Origin of the sequence: Methanolobus chelungpuianus (assembly GCF_024500045.1) — an archaeon.
Classification (GTDB): Archaea; Halobacteriota; Methanosarcinia; order Methanosarcinales; family Methanosarcinaceae; genus Methanolobus; species Methanolobus chelungpuianus.
This window is the reverse complement of the sequence record NZ_JTEO01000004.1, coordinates 36,213-51,133: the sequence shown is the minus strand read 5'-3', so window position 1 is coordinate 51,133 and position 14,921 is coordinate 36,213. Positions and strand designations below refer to the sequence as shown.

The window sequence follows — 14,921 nt, the reverse complement described above, 5'->3', positions numbered from 1 at the left end:
AAACCTAGATAAACTCATTGCTCAACACATTACTGACCTTGTCAAGCGAGAGGGCATTAAAACCAAGTCCCCGCAGGTGGGCTGCAAACCTCCCCGGCCTGTGCCCTGAAGGATGGTAGACCAGGGTGAACTCCGGGTCCATGGCCTGCACCATGCCGGTGAGACCCCTTGCATCCAGATGGTCGCTTATCTGTATGGTCGGGTAACGGTAGTCGCACCTGCCAGTCATGACGTACTTGGACATTCCCACGGGAAGCTTGTCGAGATCCCATGGAGGCACAACACATACAGCATCGCCGCATGACTCTTCCAGTCCTATGACGTCGCCTGCGTCCTCGAGCAGGTAGCGGGTCAGGGCAAGGGACTTCTCTTCCATTGCTATGGCGCCGTTATATCCGAGACCCCTCAGCAATTCCACGGTCCTCTGGGCCTTACCGAAAGCATAGGCCCCGAAAGCGACACAGGGATTGTCCTGCAGGACATTCCTGAAACCCATCAGGTCGTCATCGAAATAGCACGTGGCATCTCCGGGGTCCCCGTAGTTGGCCTCGGTGATGAGCACGTCGCATTCCGGCAGCATGGAAGCGTCTTTCACATCCCCCGTGACCAGGATGCGCGTACCGACCTCGTTCTCCCAGTAAAAGGATGTGGAGCCCACCGTATGGAAATTAGGATAGGCTGTGACCCTGACGCCGTTAATGTCAATGGAGCCGCCGACCTTCATGGTCCTGCCCTTATATATCCTGTCGTGCCTTATCTCCAGAGCGCGGGCGGTCTTGTCGGAACATACGGCGCGGTCCGAGAGCATGGCAGACATTCCATGGTGGTCAGAATGGGCATGGGTAATAAGATAGGCATCCGGCTGCGGGTACTTTGCAGGTGTCCTGGTGGTGTCTATGGAAAAAGTGACAAGTTTTCCCTCATCGGACCTGAACTTTACGGAAAGATGGGGTTTCAAGGTACCTTTCGTGTTCTTCTGCCTGAAGACCATTACCCCTAGATCCACAATTTCCTGCACGGTCCGTATTCCTCGAAACAGGGATTAAACTCATAGTATTTACGCTTTTTCGAGAACGGATACTCTAGTAAGAAATAAAGTGAAGGGGATGTAAAAAAGTGGTGAACAATGAATGGAAGTGCTTAAAGCACTTTCTTCAGTTCTTCGATAAGGACACCTGCAGTGGTAACGCCAGTGAAGCGCTTCACAGGATTGCCGTCCTTGAGAATGATAAGGGTGGGAACTGCCTGGATCCCATACTTTGACGCAAGTGCCTGGTTCTGATCCACATCGATGACTTTGACATCAACCTTATCCCCCAGCTCCTCCTTCACTTTTTCAAGGAAGGGCTTCTGCATCTTACAGGGTCCGCACCATGTTGCACTAAAATCCAATAGTTCAGGTTTGCTCATGTTAACACCTTGCTTTGATTAAGAACTGCTAAATCAAGAATGACCTGTTGATATAACTGCTTTACCGACGGCTTCCGGACCGGAGGAACATATCAGTCCGTCAGCCAATCCATAAAGCCAATATACAATGGTCATGTGAAGTATACACACAACCTCTGCGATAATAGCATATATAATTTCCGGACTACTTCGGGAAAAACAGGATCATAATTTCTTTATCTTCGCGGTAATATCCAGGGGTTTTGAGTAATACAGCTCGCTTGTCACAATAATATCCACATACTTTGCATATTCCGCAACCAGCTTAAGATCGATGCCGCCTGCAGCTACCTCCAGCCCCGGATTGAGGCTGCGCAGTTCAGGCACAAGGGATCCCAGCTCCTCCGGGCCGAAATGGTCAAGCAGCAGCACATCCGCAAGCTGTGCGTACCTGAACGCCTCCTCCCTGGTGCGCGGTTCTATCTCTATCTTCCTGGTGGACCTCAGCCTGCCGATATCCTCCACTATGTTGAGATGGTTCGGGCTGATAAGGACTGAATCGCTCAGGGAGTTGCGGTGATGCTGGCCGCCTCCCGTCTTTACGGCCTTGAGCTCGTACTTACGAAAACCCGGATGAGTTTTCCTGCTGGTTGCTATTATCAGGTCCGGATTGACCTTATGTGCCAGCTCGACACTGAAGCGGGTGCTTGAAGCAATGGCGCAGACCAGTGAAAGGAATGTCTGTGAGACCCTCCATAACCTGAAAAGCGCAGGCAGGTCGCCCTGGGCCTCGAATATGACATCGTGTGCATTGAACTCGGCACCATTGCTGAGGCTGCTGACGATTTCCAGCCCGTTCCTCCGGTATACATCGCCAAGATCGTCCATGCAGGCAGCCACACCATGCTCCCGCGACATGATACGCAGCCTCCCCTTGCCGCTTATGCCCAGGAGCTCTGTTGTCTCGTCGCCGTATGGACAATCCTCCGATAAATAGAGATCAAAAAAGTCAACCATGCTATCACCAATTACACTAACTTGGTTTACATACTTCATAACTGTTGCTACACTCTGAGCATGTGCCGCTGCGACCCCGTCAGTATGGCAAACGGGGAACTGAGGTGACCAGCCCGGGGACGACAGATAATTAAAAGAATAAAGAGCCGGTTCAGATGTTCCATGGACCAACTGAACTTTGATGGCTCCTGCGACCCGAATCCAGGAGGAAGGATGGGATTTGGATGGGTGATCAGCTGGGAGGGAGAGAGGAAACCCACCGAAGGAAGAAAAGAGAAGCAGGGCTCTCCCTCAAACACTAACAATGTAGCCGAGTACACTGCACTCAGGGAGGGGATAGCACATTATCTTGAGCTGGGCGGTAAGGGCCCTCTCCGGGTCTGCGGGGACAGCAAGCTTGTCATCAGCCAGATGTCGGGCAAATGGAAAGTGAACAACCGGAACCTTGCGCTCATCAAAGAGCAGACAGATTCCTTAATTCAAAGCTGCGGGCTTAAGGTAACATTCAGGTGGGTTCCAAGGGAGCAGAACAGCATAGCCGACAGGCTGGCAATGCCGGCAGGAGTGCAAGCCAGAGCAGCCGAAAGGCAATTCATAGCATGCCCGGAGAAATCCGGTACGTCACCCCTGGAGACACAGATACGGGAACTGAATGCACACCCTTCTCCCGGATTCAAGTCCTTCGCAGGATTGAAAGTGGGAGGATTTGACCGCTTTTCCAGGACGGGACTGGACGAGCTTAGAGAGCAGGCAGGTAAAGATGCAAGTGCTCTTGCCGTGAAAGAGTTCAGGGAGGATGGGCGGCACCAGGCCTCCGCCTTAAGATGGATGCTCCGGGGACTTGCTGTTGACCTTGCAATCCGGAAAGTTAAGACCGATATCGAGATAGCCAGCAGGAAGACGAGAGGAAGATAAGGATCCCAGGTCATGACAATCTTTTACGGAGGACAGGGGCTCATGCCCCTGTGGAGAAAAGTAAATGGGAGGCTCACTCCTCCAAGGTGGAGAGGTCTCCCGGGTCCTTCCCGAGCTCCCTGGCCTTGAGCACCCTCCTCATGATCTTTCCGCTGCGTGTCTTGGGCAGGGATTCCACGAACTCGATCTCAGAGGGAATGGCAATAGGCCCCAGGTTCATCCTGACGTGGTACACAAGGTCCAGTTTGAGCTTATCGCTGGCCTTGTAGCCAACGCGCAGTATGATGAAGGCTTTTATGGAATCTCCCTTGAGAGGGTCGGGCTTGCCGATCACCGCAGCCTCGGCCACGGCCTCATGGGACACAAGGGCGCTTTCCACTTCAGCACTGCCTATATTGTGGCCTGCAACTATGAGCACATCGTCGGAGCGGCCAAGTATCATGATATAGCCGTCCTCGTCCTTTACTGCAAGGTCGCCTGCCGTGTAGTAGTTACCGATGGTGCTCCAGTACTGCCTGTATCGCTCGTCGTTGCCGTAGACCGTCCTCATCATTGAAGGCCAGGGTTCCTTGATAACAAGGAGGCCGCCTGTACCGGGAGGCACGGGCTGGCCGTTCTCATCCACCACATCGGCAATAATGCCCGGGACAGGGCGGCCTGCAAACCCGGGCTTCATGGGCTCGCCCACAGCGGTGGTTATCATATGCATGCCTGTCTCCGTCTGCCACCAGGTATCCAGGATGGGGCACTTGCCCTTACCTATGACGCGGTAGTACCATTCGAAAGCCTCGGGGTTCAGGGGCTCGCCCACCGAACCCAGTATCCTGAGACAGTCCAGATTATACTTCTGCGGCCATTCCTCCCCCTGCCTCATGAACATGCGGATGGCAGTGGGAGCGGTGTAGAACACGGTCACATCGAACTCCTCGATCATGCTCCACCAGATGCCGGGGTTCGGATAATCCGGGGTTGCCTCCGTTATCAGTATGGTAGCGCCCACCGAGAGCGGGCCATAAACGATGTAGCTGTGTCCGGTTATCCATCCGGGGTCCGCCGTGCACCACATGACATCGCTCTCCTTTAAGTCCAGCATGTACTTGGAGGTGTAGTAGGTCCCTACCATATAGCCGCCGCAGGTATGGACAATACCTTTGGCAGGCCCCGTCGTGCCGCTGGTGTAAAGGATGAAGAGCGGGTCCTCCGAGTCCATTACCTCGGGCTCGCACTCCTTATCCTCCTTGTCCAGGATCTCGTTGAAATCCACCTCGATCTCAGAGAAAAGTTCCATGGGAGGGGACATCCTCCTGAGCACAACTATCTTCTCGACACATGAAGCATTTACGACAGCCTTGTCAACAAGGGTCTTCAGGTCGAGCCGCTTGCCGCGCCTGATGGCTGCATCCGCAGTAACCACTATCTTTGCCTGGGCATCCTTGATCCTGGAATGCAGGGCATTGGATCCGAAGCCCCCGAATACGACGCTGTGGACAGCACCAATACGGGCGCATGCAAGCATGGCAATTATCTGCTCGGGTACAAGGGGCATGTAGATGCATACCCTGTCACCTTTAACGACACCAAGTGACTTGAGGCCGTTGGCAAATCTCATAACTTCGCGGTAAAGCTGGCGATATGTGATCACTTCTTCCTTGCCGTCATCACCGACCCATATTATCGCTACCTTGTTCCTCTTGCCATTGAAGATATGTCGGTCGAGGCAATTGTAGGTGATATTTGTTTTTGCATTGGTGAACCATTTAGCGTAAGGGTGCTCCCACTCCTTCACGCGGTCCCATTTCCTGAACCAGTCAAGTTCCTCAGCGATATTTGCCCAGTGTCCTTCAGGATCTTTCAGGAAATCGTTATAAGCGGTCTCATAATCCTGTATCCATGAGCTCTCTTTTACGGAAGGGTCCGGAAGGTAACTCTTGCCGTCCAGCTTTACATCAAAATTTTCAGACATGTTCACCCCGAATGCAATATTAAAGACTGTATATCTCCTTGAACTGACATGGGTTTCATACCAGCCGGAGACAAACCTGCGCCAGGGAATATCTGATATGCAAGCCGGACAAACTAGGCGAAACTACGGATCAGCGACCGGCGGATCGTGGAACCCAATCTAAGAGAAGGTTTTACCTTATAGCATGAATAATCATGATAAACTATAAGTCTATTGTGGTCTGATAAAATTGACAGCGTTAAGGACAAATTATAATCCGCCGGGACAAACAACAGACATTACCGTATAATGTAGTGATCAAAATGCTGGAAAGAAACTAAAAGAGCCTGAAAAAAAGAATGGTTAAGATGAGAGAGCCAGTATAGCTTCTGCAAGATCGCCATTGGCATCCTTAAGTGCCTGCCTTGCCTTCTCAGCCGGAACTCCGGTCTGCTCCGCCACCAGCCTCACATCATCTTCGGGAATCTCAACTTCTCTGGCGATCTCTTCCGGGGTGCCCACTATCTGGTAGGTGTCAACACCCTGGGCGGTCATCACAGAAACGCTTGCATCATTGAACACGATATCCTTATCAGGAGTCCTGATTATCACTTGCTGTACATCGTTGATCTCATTAACGTTTATACCCATCTGTTTCATCATCTGTTTGACTTTTGCAGGGTTCATTCCCCTGCCGCCAATTCCCGGAAGCATTAAATCACCTTATAGCAATACCCGATTGTATCTATTTAAATATTCTTACCAATGTTCCTGACTTTAGTGGCAGCCACCGCCGCACGGACCACATGAACCTGCTGAAGAGGCATTATCAATGATAAAACCTTTACCCTGGGGTCCTTCAACGTAGTCAATGGTTGCTGCGGAAAGGCCCTCTACATCGTTCTTGTTAATAACGATCTTCAGCCCGTTCTTCTCTTCCACAATGTCTTCATCCTCGCTGATATCATTGTCCAGTGACATTCCGTACTGGACACCGCAACAGCTCATGCCTGCGATGAATATCCTCAAAGAATAATCCTGTTTGTCCTGCTCCTGAAGCAGGGATTTCAATTCTGATGCTGCCTTCTCGCTTACTTCTACCATATTAAGTCCTCTTTGTTTAACTGACTACAAGGTGATTTACTGGGTAATCACATATATGGGTTATTGCTATATAAAATATTCGTGCCTGTGCGAACAATTTTACGGATATTTCCTTCGCACCCTCACACAAACTCGGCATCATCATCAACGGGATTACGCAGGATCTCAGCAGTGTAGCCGTTAATCTCGACGGAATTGCGCGGTCCCTTTACCTCCCAGATCGGTACATAGACAAGGTCGATGTTCAGATGGATATCAGAGAGCGAGGGTTTGAAGCGCTTGTGCTCGGAGATTATCGCATCACCCTGGGTATTGTCAAAACGCAGGTCCTTTGTGTGCTCGTCGATTATCCTGGCAAGCATGTTCTTCCTGGCTTCATCCTTCGTGCTCATGGACTGCCTCAGCTCGTAGGGCACGTCAGGAATAGCTATACTGTCTCGCACATCATGGAGCACAAGATCCTCACCATGCCCGTTAAGGGCGTTCAGGCAGCCTGAACCTTCACCGCTTATGTCCACTATCTTTGACCTGTACCTCTGCTCGCTCTTTAACTGGTAATCATACTGCCAGAAAGGAACGAGTTTCAGGATAGCATCCTGGTAGGTAAGGATGTGCGGCTTTGCAATAGAGATAGCGTGATCCTTGCTTACTTTAAGGGGGGTTCCCCTCAGATTGAGCACAATGCTGTCAGGAGACAGGGCCGGAGCAGGAGGCTCCTGCATGACTGCAGGGGATTCGACAGGGACTCTCTCAGGCACCCTTTCAGCATATCTCCCATTCACTCTTTCAGGTGCTCTCTGCATGAACCTTTCCTGCATCCATTCAGGTTCCCTTTCAGGCTCCCTTTCGGGCATTCTCTCAGGAGCCCTTTCCATGGTCCTTTCACTGCGCTGTGACATGCGGGCCATCAGAGAGCTTTCCGGCTCAAGGAACTCTTCCTTTACAGAGCCGCCTCCGAATATCGCATTTATAGCCATCTGGGCAACCTCATCGACCTTGGATACGGTCTTTTTCACCGGATCGCCCAGCAGGTCAAGTTCACCAGCACTTCCTTCAATATCGGCCAGTACTGCCTTTCCTATCTGCAGTGCCACATCGTCCCGGCCCCATACCCTCAGGCCTGCGTTCTGGGCGTGCTGGAGAAGGTCCCTATCAGCCCTGCCCGTAATGACGTACAGGCCCTCACCGTCGGTAAGCATATTGATGAAGCTGTTCACTTCAGCAATATCAGAATGGTTGGCGAACTTGATATAGGTCTTCTGTCCGTTCTTTTCGGCGACCAGGTCATGCTGGTAGGAATCGACAGCAGAATAGCCCGCCGATGTGAATATGTCCTTTAAAATCCTCACTAGGTCCTGTTTCATGAAAATCAGCGTCCGTTGTTAAAAACTAAAATAGGATTCATTAAATAAAAAGATAAGCAATTGCGCATCACAAATATGGAAGTCCGGGAGGCGCTCGCTCAAAGTACTCTTGTGGTAGTTTCAAGCTCAATTCCTCTTGCTGTAACCACATAAGGAATTGTCCTGTTGGGAACCAGCATGCCACGCATCTTCCTTATCATGATCGTACGCTCGATCTCGCTGCCATGCTCCCTCAGCCGGAGTTCTATGACACCGTCGCATATATGCCTCAGGTTGTTCTCAGTGATAGGATCGTGCATGCCGCTGGTCATCAGTATCAGCTGGATGGCTCCCGTTGCCTTTCCCACTGATGACATCACCTCTATGGCTTCAACTACGTTGTTCAGCGGATACGAGCGCAGGAAGTAGGATATGGAGTCGATCACTCCGCGGTACTTATTGGCTCTTTTCTGCACCACAGTGCCCTTGAGCATGTTCATGGAGTCCGTGCCCTTTTTTAAGAAATCCTTTGCCGAGATCGTACTTGTGAACTCCTTTGGAAGGACATTGTAGAAGCGGGGACCGTAGGCATCAATCAATTCCAGTGAGCCGCTGTCGATGTACTTCCGGACGTCCAGTTTCATGTCCTGCATATCGGAAATTATCTCCTGTACCGGGTGTTCCGATGAGAAATAATAAACATCTTCGTCATTGAAGAGCCCTCCCTGGACGAACTGCCTGGCAAAGAGATCGGCATTGGCTCCCGGCTCGGCAAGCACAAGGATTGTCGTCCCGGTAGGCACACCTCCTCCCAGCTGAATGTCCAGGCCCCCTATGCCTGTAGGGACACGATAGCCACCATTGCCTTCAAAACTGAAATCCATTTTTTCACCCTTTTAAAATACGTATTATTAATCAGTAATAAACAGCAGTGATCTGTATTTTCTTCTGGAAATTATATTTACAACGAGGAATAATAGGCTTTTATAGTATATATCAATTAGTGATTCCTACTATTGCATTATTCCAGGATATAAGTGACCTATATGATAAACATAGACGACCTAAAATACGAGAACAGGCTCATTCAGGCAATCGCACAGGATCATATCACCAAGGAAGTGCTCATGTGCGCTTTCATGAACAAGGAAGCACTCCGGAAGACGCTGGAGACGGGGATCGTGCACTACTGGAGCAGGAGCAGGGGCAAGCTCTGGAAAAAAGGAGAGAGCTCAGGCCATATGCAGCAGGTAAAGGAGATATTCATAGACTGTGACATGGACGCAGTCCTTATCATGGTGGAGCAGGAAGGAGGAGCATGCCACACGGGATACAGGTCATGTTTCTATCGTAACATGGAAGGGGAAGTGACCGGCAGGAAGGTCTTTGACCCGGAGGACGTTTACTGAGCGCTCTTTTTCAGGCCGGGAAGATCATGGGACAGACTTCCCGGATATATTCGGTCGCAATCATGTTATATAATCCAATTCATAATCCTTCTATATGAAAGAAGATAAGAAGAGTGCACAGAGGATAGTGCCTGATACAAGTTCCGTGATAGACGGGATTGTTTCAGCCGGTGTGGAGAGGGGCGATTACAGGGATCATGATATCTGCATACCGGAGGCAGTTGTGGCAGAGCTGGAGGCCCAGGCCAACAGGGGGCTGGAGATAGGCTTCAAGGGGCTTGAGGAGCTGCAGAAGCTGCAGGAGATGGCCGCCGAGGGCAGCATCAGGCTTTTCTTCTGCGGGAAGAGGCCCAAGCTGGACCAGGTGAAGCTGGCCGGAGGCGGAGAGATAGATGCCCTTATAAGGGACACTGCCAGCGATATAGGAGGCAGGTTCATTACAGGGGACCGCATCCAGTCCATGGTCGCAAAGGCCAAGGGGTTGGATGTGAGTTTCGTCAAACCCGAGTACAGGGAACTGGGACCACTCATTGTTGATAAGTTCTTCACATCCGATACCATGTCCGTGCACCTGAAACATAAGGTGCCGCCCATGGCTAAGAAAGGCTCCATCGGACAGGTGATATATACCCGGATAAGGGATGAGCCCTGCACCTACCATGAGCTCAAGGAGATATCAAGGGAGCTCATGGACAGGGCGCGCTCGGACCCGAACTCCTTCTTCGAACTCTCCTTTACAGGAGCCTCGGTGCTGCAGATCGGTAATATGAGGATAGCCATCGCCAACCCGCCTTTCTCTGACGATGTGGAGATCACAATCGTGCGCCCGGTGGCATCTGTGTCGCTTGACCAGTACCGCATGAGCGATATGCTCAAGGAGAGGATACGCGCCCAGAGAGGAATACTCATATCAGGCCCGCCCGGGGCAGGCAAATCCACTTTTGCAGCGGGGGTCGCCACTTTCCTGAAGGACAAGGGCTTCGTGGTAAAGACCATGGAATCACCGCGCGACCTGCAGGTGCCGCCAGAGATCACCCAGTATGCACCCCTTGACGGCAGCATGGAGAACACAGCTGATGTGCTGCTGCTGGTCCGTCCGGACTATACCATCTATGATGAGGTGCGCAAGACCAGGGATTTCGAGATCTTCGCGGACATGAGGCTGGCAGGCGTGGGCATGATCGGCGTGGTGCACGCAAACCGTGCCGTGGATGCTATCCAGAGGCTCATCGGCAGGGTGGAGCTGGGTGTGATCCCGCAGGTCGTGGACACGGTCATTTTCATTGACAAGGGAGAGGTCGCCAAGGTACAGACCCTGCAGTTCACTGTGAAGGTGCCCTCAGGCATGACCGAGGAAGACCTTGCAAGGCCGGTCATACTCATATCCGATTTCGAGAGCGGTAAGAACGAGTTCGAGATATATACCTACGGCGAGCAGGTCGTGGTGATGCCCATCGGAGGCGAGGAGGGCAGGAAGCCTGCCTGGGCGCTGGCCGAGGGTGAAGTGCAGTCCGTGCTGCAGGACTATGCCAGCGGCCCGGTGAGCGTGGAGATGGTCTCAGATAGCCGTGCGCTTGTGAAGGTCAGGGAGAAGGACGTACCCCGCATCATAGGCAAGGGTGGCAGCACCATCGACGATATCGAGAAGCTGCTTGGTATTCATATAGATGTGCGCAAGTTCGATTCCGGCAAGGAGGAGAAGAAGGCAGTCGCAAAGGATACCAGGCCCCACCGCCCCATCATAGAGCACACCAGCAGGCACGTTATCCTGAACGTCCCGGAACTCGCAGCCCAGGACGTGGAGGTATACGCGGGAGAGACATTCCTGTTCTCGGCAACTGTGGGCAGGCACGGCGATATCAAGGTAAGGACGGACTCCGATGTTGCCGACAGCGTCATGGATGCCGTGGAGACAGGCGAAGCAGTGTGGGTCAAGATAGTCTGAAGGAGCGGAACAGGCCAGGACCGGACGATTCCCAGAGGTGACCACAAAATCTCATTCAGGATGTGGTCACCTTGCCGGTCATTTCCTCAATTTCAGACAGTAATGTTTCCTGGCGGCGATATCATCCAATATGGAATGGAGCAATCTGGACCTTTCCTTAAGGGCCAATCCTTCGGACCCCTTCGCTGCTTTATCCAACGCCTCGCTCAATTCCCCCACCTCCATGACCGTGGCTGCGATACAGTAATAGCTTTTCGAACGCCCCTCGTTGAACTGCTGCAGCATTCCCTTCAGTAATCTTTCCCTTACCATTTGAGACTTTTCAAATTCGACGACACCATTTGCTTGGATGAAGGCGATATCGTCTTCAAGTTTCTGATAGCACTTGAAGGAATCGTTCTTTTTCCCTGCATCCCTGTGCTTTTTCCACTTTTCACAGGTTTCGCTCTCCACGCAATCCCAGCAGAACTCAATTCCCTTCTTCTTTAATGCACAGGTGATGAAAGGACAGCCTACTGCCATCCTGCCTTCGCTTTTACAGCCTGAGCACCGGCTTCCCGTGGTCATGTGATAGTTCGGGCAAAGCCTGCAGGAAAGGCCGCATATTCCAATCTCAGGGTATCTGATCTCCATATTCTCTTGTGATAGAACCTGTCATCCTTGTTTAAATATTCATGCTGCCATTGCCCAGAGTCACATGCCTTGAGATCTGCAGGTGACCACAAAAATGCTATATAGAATGTGGTCACCCATTTATATATGCATATTGAAAAAAGGAAACAGGGAAATAACACCAAGTATTACCTGTCCCATTCCTACCGCGTCGGAAAAAAGACCAGGAAGATACGGCATTACCTGGGCCTCAACCTGACCGATCAGGAGATCGGGGAGCGCAGGGCCGAAGCTGAGAAGGAGATCGGGGAGCAGATACAGGCCAGGACCGACCTGCTGAAGTTCTCGCTCACGAGAAAAGAGATCGAGAAGCTCAACGAGTACGACAGGGAGATAGAGATAGTCCACCTTGATGCGGATGACTGGAAGGTCTTCACCGAGAAGTTCGTGTTCAACACCAACGCCATCGAGGGTTCACAGGTGACACCGGAGGAGGTTCACGGCCTGCTCCGTCATGACGAGGAAGCCACCAGTTCTGATGAGCTCGAGGCGCTCAACGTGGCAAAGGCCGTGGAGTTCGTAAAGAACACTGACGAGAAACTGTCACCGGAGCTTATCAGGAAGCTGCACAGGCTGTGCTTTGAAGGCTCCAAGAAATTTGCCGGCAACTTCAGGAATGTTGAGGTAGTGATACGCAACGCCTACGGCGAGGTGGTGCACCGGGGTATCCCGAAGGAGGAAATCGTGAACGAACTTGAGGAACTTGCACACTGGTACAATGACAATGCAGAGGGACTGAAGCCCCTGGTGCTGGCCGCCCTGGTCCACAACCAGTTCGAGTTCATCCACCCCTTCGAGGACGGCAACGGCAGGGTGGGACGGCTGCTGCTGAACTACGTGCTGCTCCGCCACGGCTACCCGCCAATCAACATACTGTTCACGGACAGGGGCAGGTACTACCATTGCCTGCAGAGGTACTCCAGCGAGGACAAGCTCGAGGATACGCTGGAGTTCCTGGTGGAGCAGTACAGGAAAGGGTTGAGGTGAGAGAAGAGGAAAATCCGCCGAAGGTGGCACGTTCCCTCGCTGTCGTACTGAAAACTATTGAATGGACCCACGTAGTCAAACTGCAGCCCCACAGAGCGATATAGACCGAAGTCGTGCAGAATAAGTATTTTTAAAGGCGGCCTTCTGATCTGTTTTGTTTGTCTTATCGGAGAACGCCGGCTGCGCCGGGCCCTTCGGGATTGTTCAAGTGATACATGACTTCGGTAAGATTAATTAAACAAGGCAACCGGCAAAACTCAGAGTTGCAATTGCAGGATTTTTACAGAGCCAATCTCTATTTGAGGATATATTAGAGTGGTTCCAGCTTTTCACCTCATAAAACGACCATTTATAAGCACCTAACCCTAAACTGATAACTATGAGAATCATACTAACCTCAGTATTCGTAAACGATCAGAACAGGGCCCTGAAATTCTACACCGAAAAGCTTGGCTTCGTGAAAAAGAACGATGTTGCTGCCGGAGATTACAGGTGGCTTACCGTCGTTTCCCCTGAAGACCAGAACGGGACCGAGCTTTTGCTTGAGCCCGGCAACAATCCGGTAGCTCAGGCCTATCAGAAAGGGATATTCGAGCAGGGCATCCCTGCTGCATCCTTTGGTGTTAAGGATGTCCGCGCAGAGTATGAAAAGCTGAAAGAGCGGGGCGTGAAGTTCACGATGGAGCCGACAGAAGTGATGCCCCATGTGATCATAGCAGTCCTGGACGATAGCTGCGGCAACCTGATACAGATACAACAGACGCCGCAGAAATAAACTGTCCTCCGGCTGCTTATCGGAATATCCGGCTTGAGAATATTCAAAATTGCTATCACTCTAAGAGGAGCTTTGCTCAACAAATAAATTTATACCAGGACCACTGATGAATGAGCATGGAATACACAATCGTTCTTGAAATAGCAGAAGAGGGCGGATACACAGCACGTTGCCTTGAACTTCCGGCAGCGATAAGTGAAGGAGATACCAGAGAAGAAGCGCTTGAAAACATCAAGGAAGCTATTGAACTCGTGCTTGAGGTCACTCAGGAACAGGCCAGGGTACTTGGTGAGATTGCAAAGGTTGATGTCGCAAGTGCCTGAACTGCCAGTAATCTCTCCGGCCAGAAGATTATCAAGATTCTGGTGAAACTTGGTTTTGTAGTCGTAAGACAGAAGGGCAGCCACGTGCTCCTTCAACGCGGACACGACACCGTGACCGTACCTTTGCATGACCCTCTGAAAAAGGGTACATTGAATAATGTCCTCAAGCAAGCAAATGTATCACTTGAAGAGTTTTTGACAGAAAGGTGACCACACCAATGGATTCAGGATATGGTCACCCATCTAAAACAGATAGATACTTATCCTACGGCTTTTTCAATACCGCCACCTTATCAGGAAAGCGCTTCGGCCTCTCCGTAACCACAAGTCCCGCACTGCCGGCGATTCTCAGCGTTTCCTCAAAAGCCTTCTTTGACACTTCAAAGGGCGGCTCTTCAACATACACAAGCCCGCCGTCCCTGAGCAGCGCCACCAGCTCCCTGAAGAGCGCCCTCCTGTCCGGCACCTCGTGGACCACGTAGAACAGGAACACCAGGTCAAAGCTCCCGGACACGCCCAGCCGGTCCACCTCGCATTTGTGCAGCACTATGTTGCCCTCAAGCCCCGACCCCCTGATCTTCTCCCGCACTATCTCAAGCATGCCTTCCTGCAGATCAACGGCCACCACCCGCCCGCTCTTCCCGGCCATCCGTGCAATGTCGAGAGTAAAGAAGCCCGGCCCGCACCCGACTTCAAGAACGCTCATCCCTTCCTTTACATAGGGGCGGAGTATCTTCTGCGGGTTATGCAGCCATCTGCGAAACCTGCTGTCAAGCTTGCCGGATTTTTCTACGGGGAATACGCGGGTGTTTTCGGAGGACACTGTCAAATTCTCTTTTTGGGGGCATTATAGTAAATACATTACTAGAAGAAATGTGATGGTCTGGGGATAAATTGTGCTTGCTACTAGGTTGTGGGTCTGGTTATCAGTTGAAAATGCTTATGACCATATCTTTATCAAGGGTTATGTATAAAATCCTGTAAGGAAGGATACATTATAAGATATATTTTCATTTTAAGAAATGAATTAAAGACATTTTATTATGCCTGAAGACTTTTATATATGAGAGATGAGATAGAACATCTTATATAATATTTAG

17 protein-coding genes are annotated in these 14,921 nt (G+C 51.2%); 7 read left to right on the top strand and 10 right to left on the bottom strand.

Translation table 11 applies throughout. From position 1 onward, the window contains the following. Positions 1 to 4 precede the first annotated feature (4 nt). The 3 genes from PV02_RS04615 to PV02_RS04605 form a co-directional block, all read right to left on the bottom strand. A complete protein-coding gene (locus tag PV02_RS04615; protein WP_256623050.1) occupies positions 5 to 991 on the bottom strand; it encodes an MBL fold metallo-hydrolase in 987 nt (328 codons plus the stop codon). A 149-nt stretch (positions 992 to 1,140) separates the two neighbouring features. Then, entirely contained in the window at positions 1,141 to 1,410 is a 270-nt protein-coding gene (locus PV02_RS04610) for a thioredoxin family protein (protein ID WP_256622220.1), read from the bottom strand. Between the two features lie 204 nt (positions 1,411 to 1,614). After that, a complete protein-coding gene (locus PV02_RS04605) occupies positions 1,615 to 2,406 on the bottom strand; it encodes a beta/alpha barrel domain-containing protein (protein ID WP_256622219.1) in 792 nt (263 codons plus the stop codon). Positions 2,407 to 2,568: 162 nt separating this feature from the next. On the opposite strand from PV02_RS04605, the gene PV02_RS04600 reads away from it, so the two are divergent. Next, complete coding sequence (locus PV02_RS04600) at positions 2,569 to 3,321, top strand: ribonuclease HI family protein (RefSeq protein WP_256622218.1); 753 nt, start codon at positions 2,569 to 2,571, stop codon at positions 3,319 to 3,321. A 73-nt stretch (positions 3,322 to 3,394) separates the two neighbouring features. Here the strand turns inward: PV02_RS04600 and acs are convergent, their stop codons facing one another. The 5 genes from acs to PV02_RS04575 all read right to left on the bottom strand — a co-directional run bounded on the left by acs (position 3,395) and on the right by PV02_RS04575 (position 8,594). Next, complete coding sequence (gene acs, locus PV02_RS04595) at positions 3,395 to 5,284, bottom strand: acetate--CoA ligase (RefSeq protein WP_256622217.1); 1,890 nt, start codon at positions 5,282 to 5,284, stop codon at positions 3,395 to 3,397. A 342-nt stretch (positions 5,285 to 5,626) separates the two neighbouring features. Further along, positions 5,627 to 5,977 (bottom strand): nascent polypeptide-associated complex protein, encoded by a 351-nt coding sequence (locus PV02_RS04590; protein WP_256622216.1) that lies wholly within the window; start codon positions 5,975 to 5,977, stop codon positions 5,627 to 5,629. 63 nt (positions 5,978 to 6,040) lie between these two features. After that, a complete protein-coding gene (locus PV02_RS04585) occupies positions 6,041 to 6,367 on the bottom strand; it encodes a HesB/IscA family protein (RefSeq protein ID WP_256622215.1) in 327 nt (108 codons plus the stop codon). Positions 6,368 to 6,489: 122 nt separating this feature from the next. Further along, the gene (locus tag PV02_RS04580; protein WP_256622214.1) at positions 6,490 to 7,731 is read right to left on the bottom strand and encodes a hypothetical protein; all 1,242 of its coding nucleotides are present in this window, start codon (positions 7,729 to 7,731) and stop codon (positions 6,490 to 6,492) included. Positions 7,732 to 7,829: 98 nt separating this feature from the next. Then, complete coding sequence (locus tag PV02_RS04575) at positions 7,830 to 8,594, bottom strand: RAD55 family ATPase (protein ID WP_256622213.1); 765 nt, start codon at positions 8,592 to 8,594, stop codon at positions 7,830 to 7,832. 162 nt (positions 8,595 to 8,756) lie between these two features. Here PV02_RS04575 and hisI point away from each other — a divergent pair, with 162 nt between their 5' ends. Together hisI and PV02_RS04565 are read left to right on the top strand one after the other, a co-directional pair. Then, entirely contained in the window at positions 8,757 to 9,119 is a 363-nt protein-coding gene (gene hisI / locus PV02_RS04570; protein WP_256622212.1) for a phosphoribosyl-AMP cyclohydrolase, read from the top strand. 94 nt (positions 9,120 to 9,213) lie between these two features. Then, positions 9,214 to 11,064: a PINc/VapC family ATPase gene (locus PV02_RS04565; RefSeq protein ID WP_256622211.1), complete on the top strand. Its 1,851-nt coding sequence runs from the start codon at positions 9,214 to 9,216 to the stop codon at positions 11,062 to 11,064. Positions 11,065 to 11,142: 78 nt separating this feature from the next. On the opposite strand, the gene PV02_RS04560 is transcribed toward PV02_RS04565, so the two are convergent. After that, positions 11,143 to 11,697 carry a DUF3795 domain-containing protein gene (locus PV02_RS04560; RefSeq protein ID WP_256622210.1) on the bottom strand — a complete coding sequence of 185 codons (555 nt, stop codon included), beginning with the start codon at positions 11,695 to 11,697 and terminating at the stop codon, positions 11,143 to 11,145. 126 nt (positions 11,698 to 11,823) lie between these two features. Here PV02_RS04560 and PV02_RS04555 point away from each other — a divergent pair, with 126 nt between their 5' ends. The 4 genes from PV02_RS04555 to PV02_RS13265 all read left to right on the top strand — a co-directional run bounded on the left by PV02_RS04555 (position 11,824) and on the right by PV02_RS13265 (position 14,031). Continuing rightward, complete coding sequence (locus PV02_RS04555) at positions 11,824 to 12,723, top strand: Fic family protein (protein WP_256622209.1); 900 nt, start codon at positions 11,824 to 11,826, stop codon at positions 12,721 to 12,723. 379 nt (positions 12,724 to 13,102) lie between these two features. Further along, on the top strand, positions 13,103 to 13,498 hold the full coding sequence (locus PV02_RS04550) for a VOC family protein (protein WP_256622208.1): 396 nt from the start codon (positions 13,103 to 13,105) through the stop codon (positions 13,496 to 13,498). Positions 13,499 to 13,614: 116 nt separating this feature from the next. Continuing rightward, positions 13,615 to 13,821: a type II toxin-antitoxin system HicB family antitoxin gene (locus PV02_RS04545; protein WP_256622207.1), complete on the top strand. Its 207-nt coding sequence runs from the start codon at positions 13,615 to 13,617 to the stop codon at positions 13,819 to 13,821. 42 nt (positions 13,822 to 13,863) lie between these two features. Beyond that, positions 13,864 to 14,031 carry a type II toxin-antitoxin system HicA family toxin gene (locus tag PV02_RS13265; protein ID WP_342765626.1) on the top strand — a complete coding sequence of 56 codons (168 nt, stop codon included), beginning with the start codon at positions 13,864 to 13,866 and terminating at the stop codon, positions 14,029 to 14,031. A gap of 55 nt (positions 14,032 to 14,086) precedes the next feature. On the opposite strand, the gene PV02_RS04540 is transcribed toward PV02_RS13265, so the two are convergent. Then, a complete protein-coding gene (locus tag PV02_RS04540; protein ID WP_256622206.1) occupies positions 14,087 to 14,644 on the bottom strand; it encodes a class I SAM-dependent methyltransferase in 558 nt (185 codons plus the stop codon). Between the last annotated feature and the right edge of the window lie 277 nt (positions 14,645 to 14,921).